This window comes from Acinetobacter pullicarnis, from assembly GCF_006352475.1.
Taxonomy (GTDB): Bacteria; Pseudomonadota; Gammaproteobacteria; order Pseudomonadales; family Moraxellaceae; genus Acinetobacter; species Acinetobacter pullicarnis.
The window spans coordinates 998,148-1,015,058 of the sequence record NZ_VCMZ01000001.1 but is presented as its reverse complement, the minus strand read 5'-3'; the positions used below and the strand labels follow the sequence as shown (position 1 = coordinate 1,015,058).

The 16,911-nt window shown below is 39.5% G+C and carries 13 protein-coding genes; 3 read left to right on the top strand and 10 right to left on the bottom strand.

What is annotated here, in order from left to right:
- Positions 1-107 precede the first annotated feature (107 nt).
- Positions 108-1,592, top strand: coding sequence for a glycerol kinase GlpK (gene glpK / locus FD716_RS04280; protein WP_139851123.1), 1,485 nt, complete (start codon positions 108-110; stop codon positions 1,590-1,592).
- Positions 1,593-1,721: 129 nt separating this feature from the next.
- Here the strand turns inward: glpK and FD716_RS04275 are convergent, their stop codons facing one another.
- The 3 genes from FD716_RS04275 to FD716_RS04265 all read right to left on the bottom strand — a co-directional run bounded on the left by FD716_RS04275 (position 1,722) and on the right by FD716_RS04265 (position 5,226).
- Positions 1,722-3,248: a DHA2 family efflux MFS transporter permease subunit gene (locus FD716_RS04275; protein ID WP_139851122.1), complete on the bottom strand. Its 1,527-nt coding sequence runs from the start codon at positions 3,246-3,248 to the stop codon at positions 1,722-1,724.
- A 6-nt stretch (positions 3,249-3,254) separates the two neighbouring features.
- The gene (locus tag FD716_RS04270; RefSeq protein ID WP_407641915.1) at positions 3,255-4,391 is read right to left on the bottom strand and encodes an HlyD family efflux transporter periplasmic adaptor subunit; all 1,137 of its coding nucleotides are present in this window, start codon (positions 4,389-4,391) and stop codon (positions 3,255-3,257) included.
- A gap of 337 nt (positions 4,392-4,728) precedes the next feature.
- Positions 4,729-5,226: a thioesterase family protein gene (locus FD716_RS04265; protein ID WP_139851120.1), complete on the bottom strand. Its 498-nt coding sequence runs from the start codon at positions 5,224-5,226 to the stop codon at positions 4,729-4,731.
- A 109-nt stretch (positions 5,227-5,335) separates the two neighbouring features.
- Between FD716_RS04265 and hemB the strand changes: the two genes are divergently transcribed.
- Together hemB and thiO are read left to right on the top strand one after the other, a co-directional pair.
- Positions 5,336-6,349 carry a porphobilinogen synthase gene (gene hemB / locus FD716_RS04260; protein WP_139851119.1) on the top strand — a complete coding sequence of 338 codons (1,014 nt, stop codon included), beginning with the start codon at positions 5,336-5,338 and terminating at the stop codon, positions 6,347-6,349.
- 90 nt (positions 6,350-6,439) lie between these two features.
- Entirely contained in the window at positions 6,440-7,570 is a 1,131-nt protein-coding gene (gene thiO / locus FD716_RS04255) for a glycine oxidase ThiO (RefSeq protein ID WP_407641864.1), read from the top strand.
- Between the two features lie 622 nt (positions 7,571-8,192).
- Here the strand turns inward: thiO and FD716_RS04250 are convergent.
- The 7 genes from FD716_RS04250 to FD716_RS04220 form a co-directional block, all read right to left on the bottom strand.
- Positions 8,193-9,344, bottom strand: coding sequence for a beta propeller repeat protein (locus FD716_RS04250; protein ID WP_139851117.1), 1,152 nt, complete (start codon positions 9,342-9,344; stop codon positions 8,193-8,195).
- A gap of 167 nt (positions 9,345-9,511) precedes the next feature.
- Positions 9,512-10,315: a putative type VI secretion system effector gene (locus FD716_RS04245; protein ID WP_139851116.1), complete on the bottom strand. Its 804-nt coding sequence runs from the start codon at positions 10,313-10,315 to the stop codon at positions 9,512-9,514.
- A gap of 141 nt (positions 10,316-10,456) precedes the next feature.
- Positions 10,457-11,386, bottom strand: a complete 930-nt coding sequence (locus FD716_RS04240) for a hypothetical protein (protein ID WP_139851115.1) — start codon at positions 11,384-11,386, stop codon at positions 10,457-10,459.
- Between the two features lie 5 nt (positions 11,387-11,391).
- Positions 11,392-12,204 (bottom strand): putative type VI secretion system effector, encoded by an 813-nt coding sequence (locus FD716_RS04235; RefSeq protein ID WP_139851114.1) that lies wholly within the window; start codon positions 12,202-12,204, stop codon positions 11,392-11,394.
- A 58-nt stretch (positions 12,205-12,262) separates the two neighbouring features.
- On the bottom strand, positions 12,263-13,087 hold the full coding sequence (locus FD716_RS04230) for a putative type VI secretion system effector (protein ID WP_139851113.1): 825 nt from the start codon (positions 13,085-13,087) through the stop codon (positions 12,263-12,265).
- A 12-nt stretch (positions 13,088-13,099) separates the two neighbouring features.
- Entirely contained in the window at positions 13,100-15,976 is a 2,877-nt protein-coding gene (locus tag FD716_RS04225; protein ID WP_215895448.1) for a T6SS effector BTH_I2691 family protein, read from the bottom strand.
- Positions 15,969-16,910 (bottom strand): DUF4123 domain-containing protein, encoded by a 942-nt coding sequence (locus FD716_RS04220; protein ID WP_139851112.1) that lies wholly within the window; start codon positions 16,908-16,910, stop codon positions 15,969-15,971. Before FD716_RS04220 ends, FD716_RS04225 begins: the two co-directional genes overlap by 8 nt.
- Between the last annotated feature and the right edge of the window lies 1 nt (position 16,911).

Genomic DNA, 16,911 nt, shown 5'->3' with positions numbered 1-16,911 from the left:
TTTTCCTCGCCAATCGCACAATTATTCGCTGCCGCATAGAAAATCGATTCGACTTGCCTGCCAAATACGCTAAAATCAGTCGTTTATCACTGCAAGAATAACAACATATGAGCTATCTACTTGCACTCGACCAAGGCACCACCTCTAGCCGAGCAATTATTTTTGATGAGCATGGCAAAGTCCATGCCACGGCGCAAAGAGAGATTCAAATAAAAACACCACATTCCGGTTGGGTGGAACAAGATGCACAGGAAATTTGGACCACGCAAATTTCAGTGGTTCAGCAGGCAATGGCTTCTGCACGTATATTAGCCAAAGATATCAAAGCAATGGGCCTAACCAATCAACGTGAAACCACGGTGATTTGGGATAGACAAACAGGACGCCCACTCGCCCCTGCCATTGTTTGGCAAGATCGTCGTGCCGCCACGTGGTGCAACCAGCTGATCGAGCAAAATCATCACGATAAAATTCATCAAAAAACAGGGCTTAAAGTTGACCCCTATTTTAGTGCTGGAAAATTAGTCTGGTTACTCGATAACATTGAAGGGCTACGTGCGCTAGCCGAACAAGGTCGTGTGGCTTTTGGCACCATCGATAGTTGGTTGATCTGGAATCTGACGCAAGGTGCCGAGCATGTAATTGAAATGAGCAATGCCTCACGCACCATGTTGATGAATTTAAAAACGCAGACTTGGGATGAAGAACTACTGCAACTTTTTAATATTCCAACGTCAGTTTTACCCAAAATTATCAGTTCAGACTGCTATATCAGTGATACAGCACCCGGCTTGTTGGGTGCAACCATTCCCATCACCGGTATTTTAGGCGATCAGCAAGCGGCGCTATTTGGGCAATCTTGCTTCGATGAAGGTACGGCCAAAAACACCTATGGCACAGGCTGTTTTATGCTGTTAAATACTGGTGCTGAAATCAAATACAGTCACAATCAATTGCTCAGCACACTGGCTTGGCAATGCCAACAGCAGCAACGCTATGCGCTTGAAGGCAGCGTGTTTATGGCGGGTGCCATTGTACAATGGCTACGTGATGGTCTAGGCATTATTAAACATAGCAATGAAGTTGAAGCTTTAGCCAATCAGGTCAAAAGTACAGAGGGCGTGGTTTTGGTGCCCGCCTTTACAGGATTGGGAGCGCCACATTGGGACAGCGAAGCACGTGCCCTGTTATGCGGCATGTCACGCGGAACCCATAAAGCGCATATTGCACGGGCAGCCTTGGAATCAATTGCTTTTCAAGTATCTGATGTTTTAACCGCGATGCAATCCGATATTGCCAAACCCTTAAAAGAGTTAAGAGTGGATGGTGGTGCCAGTGGCAATGATATGTTGATGCAGTTTCAAGCCGACTTACTCAATGTTCCGGTACTACGTCCTAAACTTTTGGAATCAACCGCATGGGGCGCAGCAGCCATGGCAGGTCTACGTATTGGCGTCTTTTCAAATTTAGATGAGATACGTCAGTCTTGGCAGCTTGACCGTGCCTTTGAACCACAAATGAATGAGGATCAACGCCAAGTCCGATTGGCAGAATGGTCATCGGCACTTAAACGCGCCAAGTCGGATGCTTAATTAAAACGCAAAAACATATTTCTTTGGTGGACGCGGGTTCAACTCCCGCCATCCCACCAAACGCACACCGTAACAGCATCTTTCTTACAGTTTAGTCGTTTAACCCAACTGCAAGAAAGATGCTGAAGATCAATGCATCTGATCCAAGCCAACCGTTCGTTTCGGTCTAGGGCAGAGCCAAATCAACAGGCTTGCAAATAAGAAGATCAATGCAAAGATTAAAAACACATGATTCACTGATAACGTTAAGGCTTCTCTATCGACCATTCCAGATATCGCTCCCAATGCCATTTCAGGACTCATACCACTGCCAACAAGCGCTTGTTGACTGTCCTGAATATGCATACTCGACACCATTTCACTACGTGCGACTTTGGCATGATCATCCCAAAAAGTGACTGCAATTGAAGCACCGATTGCCCCTGCCATGGTTCGCAAGAAATTCATCAATCCCGCTGCCGAGGCAATCTCCTCTGGTCGTACTGAGGCCAATGCCATATTGGTCAATGGGATAAAGAAAAATGGAACAGCAAAACCCTGAATAATCTGTGGCCAAGCCAAGGCCATAAAGTCAGCATTGCTGGTCCAGAAGGCCCGCATTAAGGTGACCCCTGACAATAGAATTAATCCGAAACAAGCCAAGGCACGCTGATCATATTTGCCCGAAAGTTTCGCAACGATGGGTGACATGGTCAGGCTACCGATGCCCATCGTCGCAGTGAGATAACCGGCCCAAGTTGCGGTATAACCTAAATTGATTTGCAGCCATTGTGGAATCAGTACAATACTGCCAAAGAAGGCACCGAAACCAAATGCCAAGGCAATGGTTGCTACGGTAAAACCTCGGTATTTAAAGATTTTAATATTTACCACGGGATGTTCTTCGGTCATCTCCCAAATGATAAACACCACAAACCCGATCAATGCAATAATCGCCAAACTGACAATTAGACCGCTGTTAAACCAATCATGATCATGTCCCAAATCTAGGATTAATTGCAGCGAACCAATCCAGATAATCAGTAAAGCCAACCCAATACTGTCTATTTTGAGTTTTTCAATTGCAGTTTCAGCTGGTTTAAGCAGACGCATTGCAGCCACGGCACAGAAGATACCGACAGGAATATTGATAAAGAAAATCCAGTGCCAAGAGAGATTATCACTGATGGTACCGCCCAAAATTGGTCCTAAAATTGGACCAACCACCGTGGTCATTGCCCAAAGCCCCATCGCCTGCCCATGCTTTTCCGGTGGGAAAATGCGCATCAACAACATTTGGCTGAGTGGCATGATTGGCCCACCGAATATGCCTTGACCAATACGGCAGATCACCAACATAGCTAAACCCGTAGAGAGCCCACACAATATCGAGAAAATCGTAAAGCCAAGTAAACAGGTACTAAAAACTCGAACTGCGCCAAAGCGTGCAGTGAGCCATCCAGTTAAAGGCACACAAATCGCCTCGGCGACTGCATAAGAGGTGATCACCCAAGTTCCTTGAGAACTTGAGACTGCTAAACTTCCAGTAATATGCGGCACAGAAACATTGGCGATGGTCATGTCGAGCACCACCATGAAATTTGCCAAGGCCAAAACAAAGGCCGCAAGCAGTAGTTTCCCGCCTTTTAGGTCGCCATAAATCGCTGTATTATTCATCAGCGTTTACTTCGAACGTGTATCGATCGTCGCATCCATCGACAATCCCACACGTAGTGGGTGTTGGGCTAATTCTTTGGCATCCAGTTGAATTCGTACGGGTAAGCGTTGCACCACTTTAATCCAGTTTCCTGTGGCATTCTGTGCGGGAATCAAAGCAAAGGCTGATCCTGTCCCGCCCGAAAAGCCGACAACGGTGCCATGATATTCAACATCTTTGCCATATAAATCAGAGGTAAGCGTGACTTTCTGCCCAACGCGCACTTGTTCCAACTGGCTCTCTTTAAAGTTGGCATCGACATACAATTGTGAGATTGGTACGATTAACATCAAAGCCGTACCTGGAGCAATGCGCTGCCCCACTTGAATATTACGTCTGGCAATTACGCCATCCAACGGCGCTTTAATTTCAGTACGTTGCAAATCAAGTTTGGCCTGATCAACTCGGGTTTGTGCCACCAATACATCGGGCGCTGTTGATTGATCTGCACCTTTAATCAAGGCTTCATTGGCTGCTAAATTACTTTGCGCAGCATGACGTTTAGATTCTGCTTGTGCCAAAACAGCTTTAGAGACATCAAGATTGGCCTTGGCTGTGTTCAATGCACTCTTGGCTGTGGCCAGTTCTTCTTTTGAAATCGCACCCGATGCATCCAGTTTCACCCGACGACTTAACTCGTCTTGGACCTGATCAACTTTAACCTGTGCCTGCGCCACTTGCGCTTTGGCACTATTAATGTCATCACTACTCACCAGAACTTGAGAAGTTAGTGAGCTACTATTGGCAAAGCTTTGAGTGTATTGACGTTTGGCTTTGGCCAGCTCTGCTTCGGCTTGCGCCAAACCAATTTGTGCATCACGTGGATCAATCAATGCTAACAGGTCACCCTTTTTCACTATTTGGGTATCACGGACTCTAACCTCAGCCACTTGCCCTGTGACCATCGAAGTGATTTCTGCAGTTTCAGCACCAACATAGGCATTGTCTGTGTTGACACTGCCAGCAAAAATGAAGCTATAAATTGCGTAAATGATCGCCATCACAATGATAATTACAGCAACGATAGTGAGAAGTTTTTTGCGCTTGGTTTTCATATTTGAATTATTATTGAGTGTTTCTACTTGATTTTGATCATCATTCACGTGTTGAGTACCTGTCATCGCCTATTCCTACTTTAGACTGCTCATATCCATCACTTCACCCTAAAGTCACACGATAAAATGACCATTATAAAAGAGTGAAATCGGCAGTATTTGCTTTAACGTATTGAAATGAGTAGTGCTTTATTCTAAAAAGAATGTCGCTTAAGTTTACAACCAAAAATCATTATATGAGAATAAAATCATGACGCACTGGTTTATTTTGAATAATCAGACCATTAAAACCAAGTCAAAAAAAAATCCATAAAAATGAATATTATGGATTTTTTAAACACTGCTTTGAAAAATCTAAACTAATAGACATGATTAATAGACATAGTTAATAGGCGTAGGATGCAATCGCGGTTGCAATCGCTTTGCCTTCGTCATTAAACATGGTCATACGCATGGTGCAGCCTTTACGCCCCATACGTAAAGTCTCAGCTTTAGCCACAAAATACTGACCACGACCAGGCGCCAAATAATCGACACGCATATCAACTGTCGCCAATCGAGAAACTTTTTTCAAAGTATCTGGCAACTCCTCTGGCGCAGCCTTTTGATATAACTCGGCCATTGCGACAATGCCGCCAATACTATCTAGCAATGTTGCAGCAACACCACCATGCAAAATTTGAAAGGCGATATTACCAATCAAAAAGGGTTGCATCTCGATATAACCTTCGATCTGCCCCTCAACAACACGCATCTGCATCGCATTATGGGAGAAATAAGGCGACGTATTAAAGGCGAGGGTTAATTGATTGAGGACGACATCCAGATCAGCTTTTGTACCGAGATGAAGATTGCCAGTCCATTTCTTTTGCGATTCACTCATAAAACACTCAAACTCTCTAAAGTGTGAAAAAACACCCGGCTTTCTCACAAAAAACTGATTTAGGGGGCTACAATACGGGCAAGTTTAAATACCGAACATCGAGATTGTTATGACTTATGCGTTTAATCGTCCCGCTTTTCCTGCCACTCGTATGCGTCGTATTCGTAAGAATGACCAACTCAGAGCAATGGTGAGAGAAACTCACCTCACAACAGATCATCTTATTTATCCGGTCTTCGTTTTACCGGGGCAAAATCAATGCCAAGATATTCCAAGTATGCCGAATGTCCAGCGTTTATCAGCAGATTTACTTTTGAAAAAAGCTGAAACGCTGATGGAACTTGGTGTATCTAAGTTGGCATTATTCCCCGTTACCCCTCAAGCGGACAAGAGTTTAACAGCTGAAGCCGCTTGGCGTGCAGATGGCCTCGTACAAAATACACTACGACTGCTTAAAAAAGAATTACCTGAGATGGTATTGATTACAGATGGTGCACTTGATCCCTATACCACACATGGTCAAGATGGCATCCTCGATGAAAGCGGTTATGTCCTCAACGATGAAACCGTTGACTGCTTAATTCAACAAGCCTTAAGTCATGCTGAAGCGGGTGCAGATGTATTCGCACCGAGTGATATGATGGATGGTCGGGTCGGTGCTGTACGTCAAGCCCTAGAAGCCAATGGCTTTATTGATACCAGTATCATGGCTTATTCTGCTAAATATGCATCTAATTTTTATGGTCCATTCCGTGATGCGGTTGGTTCAGCCAGCAACTTAAAAGGTGCCAATAAAAACACCTACCAAATGGATGTCGGCAACCGTGCCGAAGCCTTACATGAAATCGCACTCGATATTCAAGAAGGCGCGGACATGGTGATTGTCAAACCAGGCATGCCTTATTTAGACATCGTTCGTGAAGTCAAAGACACCTTTGGTATTCCAACCTTTGTCTACCAAGTCAGTGGTGAATACGCCATGTTGGCAGGCGCCATTCAAAATGGTTGGTTGTCTGAACAAGTGATTTTAGAGTCTCTACTTTGCTTCCGTCGTGCTGGCGCTGATGGGATCTGGACTTACTTTGCGGAAGATGCTGCACGCATGATCAATGCTGCACGCTAAACACCTACCTTCGATGTAATACACTTCAGGTGATGAATCCTAGGGTTCATCACGATCTGATTTATTCTCATCCATCTTTAAATTGAGTGCATGATGCATATCGCCATAATTGGAGCAGGCGTTAGTGGTCTGTTATCTGCTTTAGAACTTGTAGAACAGGGCTGTTCCGTCAGTATTTTTGATCAACAACACGCAAATCAATCAGCCTCATGGGCAGGTGGTGGTATTCTTTCGCCAATGTACCCGTGGCGCTACCCGACTGCTGTGAATCAACTGGCACAGTTTGGTAAAGAAGCTTACCAAGCGTGGAATCAGCAACTGGTTGAAACGACAGGCATTGACTTCCAAATACACCATACTGGCATGCTAATTTTTGATGAGGATGATTTTAAGCAAGGTCTTGCCTATAAAGACCGTTATCAAGAACCCATGCAACAATGTCACTCTGTGGCCAATACTCGTTTACAGCAACTCAATCCACGTGTCTCAAGTCAATTTAAACAAGCCATCTATTTCCCTGAACTGTCTAATATCCGCAATCCACGCTTACTCAAATCATTATTTTGCTATTTAGCACAACACCCTCGCGTGCAATTTCATCATCAGCAATCCATTCACGATTTTGTAATCAAAGCCGACCGCGTCCATGCTATTCGCAGCACCACAGGACAGACTTTTCAGGCAGATCAGTTTGTAATCACAACGGGGGCTTGGTCAGGGCATTGGTCAGAACAGCTGCAATTGGAAATCCCTGTGACACCTGTGCAAGGACAAATGTTGTTGTTTAAAACCCCAAAAAACTGGCTTCCTACCATGTGTATGCACCGGGTGATGTACTTGATCCCACGCCAAGATGGTCATGTGGTTTGTGGTTCTAGCGTTCAACATCGTGGTTTTGATACGACGCCCCAAGTCGAAGTCCGTGCCAGTATTTTAAAAGCCAGTATTGAAATGGTTCCAGAACTCGCTCAATTTCCGATTGTGCAACAATGGGCTGGTTTAAGGCCGGGTTCTCCAGATGGCATTCCGTACATCGGGAAAATGCCAGAACTTGATAATCTGTGGGCCAATTTTGGCCATTATCGCAATGGATTATGTATGGGGCCTGCATCAGCACAATTACTCAGACAGTTGATGTTAGCGCAAAAGACTGTGGTCGACCCTACCGCCTATTCAACATCTCGGTTGCAATCCAATGCATTCGCAATGACTCCGCTTTAAACACACGAACCATTCGATTTTAACCAACTGAATCATGCGCTTGAATTCACTTCAAGCTCAATCTACTCGCCTATTTCTGAGAGAACCTCATCAGAATATATTTTTGTAACAAGTAAATACATATAAAAACAAATACATACAAGTATTTAGGAAACATTTAAAAACATTATATTTTATAGCACCTTGAGGTCTAAAAAAAACCTGCTAGACTGAAATGGCTTGTACTGTTTGTTTAATATTAGAAACATAATAAAATAAGAGAAAATCATGCGAATTATTGAAATTGTTATCACCTTAGGAATGATGTTTATGATATTCACTTTAATACTTTACAGTCTGGGAGGGATGGTCAGATACTAAAATTAAAAATCAAACGCATAAACTCGAAAAGAAATATAAAATACGCTCATCAATATAAATTAACTTACTTTACACTGGGTCGGGATATTGATTTGATTTGGTGATGCATGGCGCATCGTATTCGACATTATTTGCAAACTCACTTGATGCTGATAAGCTCAATGGCGCAATAATGGCTTAACTTTTGGGTAGTAACTAAAAATAGACAATAGAATGTTGGGTCTAATCACATCTGTCGTGTACTTGCGTAGAATAAGATGAATTAATCCAATTGCTTGGAATATAACTTAGCGTTTTCGAGTTTCCATAATCGGTTGGTCTGTGTATCAAACGTTTGCCCAGTAGCACTGGACTCATTGTTATGAAATGACCAGCTTTGACCTTGATCCGTACTGATCAAATACATATCCTCAAAACGTAAATAACTTTCAGATACTTTCGAACCGACAATAACCAGCACACCATCTTTCCCTTGGTATAAATGCCCCAACATTAAGCGATCACCAAGCTCCACCAAATGCTGCTTTTTATCTTTAGATAGATAAATGAATTGAGCAGACTTTTTATTCGACTGTAAATTAAAATCAGAAAAATCGAATTTCTCTGTTAATAAATAAAGACCTTGCTCAGGCGCAGATTGGATCGCAGTAATATATACATCAGCAATGACAACAATTGGTTTTAACTGATTCATGTCCGTTAATGCTTCATTCCAAGGCAAAGCATAAACTTCATTCCTACTTTGCTTCGGATCGTATTTAAAACAAGATAGATAAAGCATTTTGGTTTTTTCATCTAGATAATAGGCATCAAAAGTCTTTACGATATTATTTGATATATCATCATCCGTTTCTGCTTTAAGTATCCACTGCTGAGGGATTACTATTTTCTTCCATGTTTCCCCAGCATCACTGCTACGCCAGAGTTCTCTATTCCCTCCAATTACATAACCATATTGCCCCGTTTGATCAAATAGAACCTGTATAATAGGTCTAGCTTTGGGCCAGTGGATTGGTTTAAAATTTAAGCCACTATCAACTGATTTAAACATTTTATAGATACGAGCATTGCCTAAAATTTTATCCACCGGAATCACACCCTGCTTGTGATAATCATTAAAAATCACACTGATATAAATTTTAGATAAATCCTGATTAGTCCACCAGCTACCTTTCTGTGCAAAGATACTAAATATAATTTCAGCTTTTTGATTTAAGTTGCCTTTAATCAGTCTTATTTGATCTCGATTTAACCATTCAGCAGTATCCTTCATCCATTCTTCTGCAAAACCTCGTCCAATTACTTCACCTTGAGTATTATATTGATCTGCCATTCTTAAAGGTTCACTATAAGATAGAAACATCAAACCTTTAGATTGATAAAGCCTTAAATCTCCACCTTGTAGATCAACCATATTTTCTGCAAAACTTGTATTTTCATCTGTCCATATCCCAAAGTACCCCTGCAAGGCCAATAAAATTGATAGGCATACGTAAATAAGTATTTTTTTGATTTTGCGTTAAGTCCTTTTTCTAATTATTTGACTAGCATCTGGCAAAGGTAAAAACCTTTATATTATTTTTATTTCTTACCATATTTTTCAGCATCATCTTTTTGAGCAAGATCGATTCGGTAGGTATAGTCTTTCCAACGCTCATTAAGTTGATTATTAGCTGGCTCAGTCGAAAAAATAGAATATTTATTTAAACTCATCATGGTTGGTTTATAAAATCCTAGCTTTTTAAGAATAGCTTCCAATTCGATGCTTTGCTCATCAAAACTTGCTCCAACTCTCCATCCTATAAGTAAAGATAGAGATAGAGTGAATACACAGAAATATACTGTGACTATATGTCTTAGAGATTCAAAACCACCAATAACCCCAAATAATAGAAATATAAATACCAATCCAACTAAGCAGATTAGTCCAAATGATTTAATACAAAAAACTCGATATCTATAACGACCTCTTTCTACTTGTTGACTGGTCCATATATAATTATTTTTAATATCAATAATTGCAGAGACATAGCCATAATCTGTTTTAAAGGGGTGTGCAATGACTTTGACCTGATCACCTTTTTTAAACACCACCTCAGGAAAACAACCTTTAAAAAGATGCGTCATCCCAGCATGATCAGTCAGTTCTATCGCAAACTCACTGACGTCGACCCCATCATCACTGGCAGCAATACCAGCTAAAGCAGCGCTGCCGAGTTGACCTAATAGTGTAGAACCTGCTGCAATTGCACTGGCATGCGATTGTCCTTGTGCATTCAAATTCTCTAAGATTTGACGGGTGATTAAGTCTGTAATCTCACCTTCAACAATAAATAGCTCTGCGGTAAACTCTTCTAGTATTTGATTGGCATTATTGAAAATCATTTTATTCACTTTTCAGTTATTATTTTAAATACTTTAAAAACTAATCCGTGTTAATTTTTTATTTCTTCCCATATTTTTCAGCATCATCTTTTAATAAAACTTGCGGTCTATATTTTTATCTATACGGTTAATCAATCTACATTATTCCTTATTTGTCACTTCTAAATACCAAATCGTTTCTCCCCATGTATTGTTCTTAATTTCAGGAAAAATGTCGCCTTGTTTAAAATAACGAGATTGCGATTCATTTGCTAGACTCCACCAATTGCCAGATTGAGTGCATTTCTGACCTACAAAGCCTTTCAATGCGCTTACGTTCATTGTTGCCAAGCTTCCTCCTTCATCGGCAATACGTTCAACTAATATCCATTTAGTCGGCTCTTTATGGTCATACTGTATTCCACCATATTCTGCATCTAGCCCAACCAATGCTTCTGATGCATCATGCCCTTTCAGCATAAACTGAGCACATGCATCAGCGATGATGGGGATATAGAAACCATCTTGTGGCACCGTTTCGTCTGTTTTTATAGAAATAGTAGGATGTTGACGATAAATCGGTAGAGATTCAGGAAGATTTAATTCACCTAAATAATCAGAATTATATTTTTCAGTTAAAAAAGTAATAGGCCAACTTCCAAAAATAGTGGCCTTTATATTTGTGGCTAATTTACTTGCTTTAGCTTGCCATTTATCAAATAAAGCCAAATTATCCTCATCCATCCAGTCAGGCCAGAAATCAATCCTTTGAGCCCTGAAATCTGTTAGAACATTGCCTGCATACTGTAAAGCAGAAAGATCTCCCTCTAACAGCCGCTGATAACCATAATTCAATGAATCCATTGTAGATCTGAAATTTGGTAAAACCATTTCCCCCCAAACCACATCAGATTGTTCAGATATATGTCGATCTCGATAATTATCGGGCAAATCCAATATAAACACATCAAGCGCACGTTCTGCGGCATCTAACATATTTTTAAATGCACCAACCAATTGCTTAAAATATTCAGCAGAACTGTAGCGTTCTAATAAATATATTTCTTGTGGTCTTATTTCAAAATTATTCATTATTTTTATTTCTTCCCATATTTTTCAGCATCATCCTTTTGAGCAAGATCGATGCGGTAGGTATAGTCTTTCCAACGCTCATTAAGTTGATTATTAGCTGGCTCAGTCGAAAAAATAGAATATTTATTTAAACTCATCATGGTTGGTTTATAAAACCCGAGCTTTTTAAGAATAGCTTCCAATTCGATACTTTGCTCATCAAAACTTGCACCTACCCGCCAACCTATAAATAAGGAGATTAAGATCCAAACTAAACTCGTTATTTGTATATGCATTTCGCTAAATAACATTTCATCAATAGAATTAGCATTAAGGAAATCAACAACAAATACGACAAACAATATAAAAAAACTGGACCAAACAATTAATTTCATACCAAATATTCGATATCTATAACGACCTCTTTCTACTTGTTGACTGGTCCACATATAATTATGTTTAATATCTATAATTGCTAAAACATAGCTATAATCAGTTTTAAAAGGGTGTGCAATGACTTTAACCTGATCACCTTTTTTAAATACGACTTCAGGAAAGCAACCTTTAAAAAGATGCTTCACCCCAGCATGATCTGTCAGTTCTATCGCAAACTCACTAACGTCGACCCCATAATCACTGGCAGCAATACCAGCTAAAGCAGCGCTGCCGAGTTGACCTAGCAATGCGGAACCTGCTGCAATTGCACTGGCATGCGATTGTCCTTTTGCATTCAAATTCTCTAAGGTTTGACGGGTGATTAAGTCGGTAATTTCCCCCTCCACAATAAATAGCTCTGCTATAAATTCTTCTAATATTTGATTGGCATTATTGAAAATCATTTTATTCACTTTTCAGTTATTATTTTAAATTCTTTAAAAACTAATCCGTGTTAATTTTTTATTTCTTACCATATTTTTCAGCATCATCTTTTTGAGCAAGATCGATACGGTAGGTATATTGCTCCCATCGATCTGGATATTTAATATCCTTTTCTTTATTTCTTTTTTTCACACTAAATATCGTGTAATCATTTAGGCTTATAACTGTTGGTTTATAAAACCCGAGCTTTTTTAGTATTCCTTCTAATTCAACACTTTGCTCATCAAAACTTGCTCCCACTCGCCAGCCAATGAATAAAAATATTATATTTAAAAACAATATTGGTATTAGCATTTCAATATCAAAAATAAACATTTGAGTAAAATATTCTCTATTAAAATAATCCATCACTAAAAAAACAAATAAAACAAATACCCCTCCCCCCCCCATTAATTTCATACCAAATATTCGATATCTATAACGACCTCTTTCTACTTGTTGACTGGTCCACATATAGTTATTTTTAATATCAATAATCGCAGAGACATAGCCATAATCTGTTTTAAAGGGGTGTGCAATGACTTTGACCTGATCACCTTTTTTAAACACCACCTCAGGAAAGCAACCTTTAAAAAAATGTTTAACTCCATTCGTATCTGTCAGTTCTATCGCAAACTCACTAACGTTGACCCCATCATCACTGGCAGCAATACCAACTAAGGCAGCGCTGCCAAGTTGACCTAACAGTGTAGAACCTACCGCGATTGCACTGGCATGCGATTGTCCTTTTGCATTCAAATTCTCTAAGGTTTGACGGGTGATTAAGTCAGTAATCTCACCTTCAACAATAAATAGCTCTGCGATAAACTCTTCTAATAATTTATTTATTTTATTAAAAACCATTTTTCTTACCTCTTAAGCTAATAATTTTTGAAAATCTTCTATTTCTTGTTTTTCAGACATAATTTGGTTACTTGCAACTTTTCTAAAAGTGCAGTATTCACACCAACGGCTTAATTGAGTCAAATTCATATAGATTAGAACGCCGATTTCGGTAATAGTGAGAATTAAACCAACCCCACTTAACCAAGCAATTCCTCTTAGCACCCCCATTCTAATTGCATCTTTAGTTAATATTGTTACTAACTGAGTAGCTCCTAAACGTGCAATTATGGGGCTTGTGCCGATACGGCTAACATAGTTTACAACTGGACCGATATACGTCAGTGTTGAAAGAACTCCCAAAAAGGCAGTAAAGCCTCCACTAATACTTCTCACTAAATAAATCTGTTCCAATTTTTTATTTGATTCTCCTACTTTATTTTCTTGTTCTTGTTTTTTGGAATAATCCAGCCATGCAGTAATACTTCCTGCGATGGTACTAAAACCTACGGCTGCGAACTTTATTGCACCACGTTGAATATTTGCTGCACCACGGGTTGAAGCAGCACCAGCTGCGGTATAACTACTTTGTGCTGCAACTTCTCTTACGCCTTTTGCAAGTCCATAGAAAATATCGAGACCAAATGCAAATAGGCCAGAAACAGAGGCAACCAATGCTGCAACTTGCTCTATACTTTTATATTTCCCTGATTCAAGTGCAGTAGTGAGGTTAATCACTTCCAATAAGACTAAGATGCCCGATGCTCGAACCTGATGATAGTTATTGGTGGCATCTTTCATATCCTTACCAATCACAGCCTCTATTTTTTTAGGAAGCTCCCCTTTTTTCACTATGGCATCATCAATTAATACATCTAAGGAATTCAACGTTGCTGCTTTGGCATTGGCTGCAACCTGAGGCCCTACACGTTGCCCAAATTCAGGACTCAATTTAATTGAACTGGGACCCTGTTTTTCAGGATCAAGACGATGTACCAACTCGTCAAACCTTAGCTTCTCAGCCAAATCTCCCATTTGTACAAAAAGTAACTTCTGTGAAATTGCTTTGACAAACACACGTTCTGCCTGTGTCCCCATACCTGCTCTAAATACAGCACGCGCAAAATTAGAGGTAAATAACATCACTCTTTTTTCTACACCCGTAAAAAGAATATTGCCTTTCAGTTTGGTGGGATTACCATTTTTATCAACGACAGTATGTACCCGTGCCCATTCATCCCATGCAGAATCGGTTTTCTTTAAAAAGTCGACTACACCTTTTAACGTCTTAATTCCGACAGCAGTCGTATCCGTAGCTTGACTAACAACTTGCTCATGCAGTGCTTTGGCTGCATCTTGATTACTGTATAAACCACGAATAAATAAATTTTTCCTTTCAAAGCTAGGTTTTTTTATCCAACTATCTAATTTATTTTCAGAGGCTGTTGCCCCCTCCATCCCAGACAGCAAAGAGGCAATATGCGCTTTAAAAGCACAACCATTTTTTAAATCTTTCGTGTCATAAATATCTAAAGCACTCAGTAGACTATCTGAATTAATCCAGTTTAAATGATCTTGAGCACGTTGATTTGCAACCTCCATTGCATTATCTAACTTGACCGCTACTTCCTTTTTGAAATCTGCTACCGCTTTAAGATCAACATTATCTTCAACAGTTTGAAAGTCTGCTTTTATGCCATTCTCTGAGTGCTTATTCATTACCGTAACTTGCTCAGTTCTTTTTTTCATTAATCGCGCATGATCTTCTATGGCAACTTGTCTACTACGCTGTAATTCCTTTACTTCATCTGCATCTCCACGTTTTTGTGCAGCTTGAATTTGCTTATCCATAATATCTATTTTTCGTTGATCCCGGCTGTCTAGATAAGGTCGTGTATCTGCATCAAGCTTTGCGTTATCTTTTAATCGATTTTCTAATTTTTGATTCAGTGAGCCTTTTAATGTATCTATCCGCTGTACTGCATCTAATTTTCGTTGATTACTCAGGCCACTTCGATCTTTTAATGCCAAGAACTCATCGACCGAAATATAAGCTTCGTTGCGATAATCATTTAAATTAACGCTAATTCCAATTGGGTCAAATAAGGCAATCCCTGCATATTCATTGGGTAAAGCATCAAACTGTTTCAGTGCTTGACTTATTCGATCACCAAAGCGATTAATATTAAAAATCGAAGACTTCAAGTTTGTATTATTTAAACAATGCGGTTGACTATGAGTTCCCCCTTTCCATGCAGCAATATCAATTTTTTGCCATATTCCCTTACTGGCAAATCCATTTGGATTATTTTCTAACTCTTTAATTTTATTTTGGGTCAGCTCAACATGCGAATAGAGAATATAAGTAGTTTTTTCTAAATCATTAGGATTGTTTGGAACCGTAATAACTGAGCCATTGAATTTATGATTGGCAGACTGACATGCAAATTCTGGCACAGTCACTGGCACTTCTTTGCCAATGGGAAACAGAGATAAATAACCAAGCGGTGTCACTTTATAAGCCCACCATTCTTTTTTCCCAGAACTTCGCAGGATTAACTGGTAAACATAGCCAGAATCCAACATTTCAACGACATATTTAGAATGTGTCAGGCTAATATTTTTAACTTTATCACCTAGATTTGCAGGCATGCTCGAAGCATTTTTCTGGGTAATCGCATATCTTAAGGGCAAAATATGAAAACCTTCACTTCGGCAAAATGTTGAGCATTTTTTTTGCTTTGTATTATTGTTTAAGTTGGTCGCTAATATCTTTTTCGATAAATCTGAAATGGTATTGTCAGGTGAGGAAATCTCTTTTAGTTTTTGTTCCTTTTCTAGTCTTTTGGTGAGACCACCAGTATTTTCGGGGTCATAATATTTTTTATTTAATTTATTTTTATCATTCATTTAAACACCCTTCTTCACTCAGAAGTTCATTTCTAATCGTGCCCCACCAATCTTCCGATACACCATTCATGGCAGCAGTAAAAGCTTCTGCGGCATCACGTTCAATCCAGTTTTGCGCTAAAACATCAATGATAGTTGGGTGCTGCATAAACTGTGGATGTATCGCAATGCTATACAACGCATAGGCAATGAGATCGATATTATTTTTGATTTGATATTTTTGATAGGCCGTTTGAATCGCTTTAAAAATATGGGTTGGTTCTATTGCCTCTTGCCTTAAACCTTCTAAATGAAAGCTTTGTTGATAGGCTAAATTACTTATTTCAATTAAATCTAAATCAATAGATTCACTTTGATTAATCAGTATGCTTTGAGCTTTAATATGCGGTTTATTCGCTTGATCTACTTGGTATTGACCACTCACATGATAAAATGCCCAATGCTCAAAGATATTCAATACCGACAACAACCGTGCATCATCTAAAATATGATTTAAGTAAATAAGTACTCTTGGATCAAACCATCTAAAAAAAACCGGTTGCCCCAGATCATTGAGGGCGATGGATTTAGTAACTTTATAGCCAAGTACATCAAGCGAATATTGGGATGCACCATAACCACAAACAAGATATCGATCATTATGTGTATTAAAATTTTGTTGAATACAAAAAATAAGATCACTTTTGATTTCTTCTAATTGATTAAGTTTCTCCAATCTTAAAATATAAATGAAACTCTTTTTACTGTGTTTAGCAACTGATAAATGATATGCCTCATCCTGATTCAAAGCTTGGATAAAGTCGGCTAAAAAACTTTCATCTAACGTGCTGTCTATCAATATAATAATATGTTGGAATTTTTTATAAACCCCAAGCATATCTTCCCAAATTTCTTTCTCGTCCAGTGGCCTATTCATTATTTTTTTAATGAGCATT

Coding starts and splice junctions, on each gene's coding strand:
- thiO (WP_407641864.1), top strand. CDS start 6,440: ATGATGCATATCGCCATAATTGGAGCAGGCGTTAGTGGTCTGTTATCT.
- hemB (WP_139851119.1), top strand. CDS start 5,336: ATGACTTATGCGTTTAATCGTCCCGCTTTTCCTGCCACTCGTATGCGT.
- FD716_RS04220 (WP_139851112.1), bottom strand. CDS start 16,910: ATGCTCATTAAAAAAATAATGAATAGGCCACTGGACGAGAAAGAAATT.
- FD716_RS04225 (WP_215895448.1), bottom strand. CDS start 15,976: ATGAATGATAAAAATAAATTAAATAAAAAATATTATGACCCCGAAAAT.
- FD716_RS04250 (WP_139851117.1), bottom strand. CDS start 9,344: ATGGTTGATCTACAAGGTGGAGATTTAAGGCTTTATCAATCTAAAGGT.
- glpK (WP_139851123.1), top strand. CDS start 108: ATGAGCTATCTACTTGCACTCGACCAAGGCACCACCTCTAGCCGAGCA.
- FD716_RS04240 (WP_139851115.1), bottom strand. CDS start 11,386: ATGAATAATTTTGAAATAAGACCACAAGAAATATATTTATTAGAACGC.
- FD716_RS04235 (WP_139851114.1), bottom strand. CDS start 12,204: ATGATTTTCAATAATGCCAATCAAATATTAGAAGAATTTATAGCAGAG.
- FD716_RS04265 (WP_139851120.1), bottom strand. CDS start 5,226: ATGAGTGAATCGCAAAAGAAATGGACTGGCAATCTTCATCTCGGTACA.
- FD716_RS04230 (WP_139851113.1), bottom strand. CDS start 13,087: ATGGTTTTTAATAAAATAAATAAATTATTAGAAGAGTTTATCGCAGAG.
- FD716_RS04245 (WP_139851116.1), bottom strand. CDS start 10,315: ATGATTTTCAATAATGCCAATCAAATACTAGAAGAGTTTACCGCAGAG.
- FD716_RS04275 (WP_139851122.1), bottom strand. CDS start 3,248: ATGAATAATACAGCGATTTATGGCGACCTAAAAGGCGGGAAACTACTG.